Source organism: Pseudomonas sp. GQ91, from assembly GCF_059758795.1.
Window position 1 is genome coordinate 1 of record NZ_JCAXED010000076.1, and the last position, 307, is coordinate 307.

The following is a 307-nucleotide window of genomic DNA, read 5'->3' on the forward strand; positions in this document are numbered from 1 at the left end:
CATCAATCCCAGCTAAGCGCGCCGCCGGTCTGATACTCGATCACCCGTGTCTCAAAGAAGTTCTTCTCTTTCTTCAAGTCCATGATTTCGCTCATCCATGGGAACGGGTTGGTGGTGCCTGGGTACTCTTCCTTCAAGCCGATCTGCGACAGACGACGGTTGGCGATGAACTTGAGGTAGTCCTCCATCATCGCCGCGTTCATGCCCAATACGCCGCGCGGCATGGTGTCGCGGGCGTATTCGATTTCCAGTTGGGTGCCTTGCAGGATCATCTGGGTGGCTTCTTCTTTCATCTCGGCATCCCACA

At 55.4% G+C, this 307-nt stretch carries 1 protein-coding gene; it reads right to left on the reverse strand.

What is annotated here, in order from left to right; genetic code table 11:
• Window positions 1-2: 2 nt before the first annotated feature.
• Window positions 3-307, reverse strand: a 305-nt coding sequence (locus AC6CIA_RS26490) for a ribonucleotide-diphosphate reductase subunit beta (RefSeq protein ID WP_314532256.1), incomplete at its 5' end; no start/stop codon positions are given.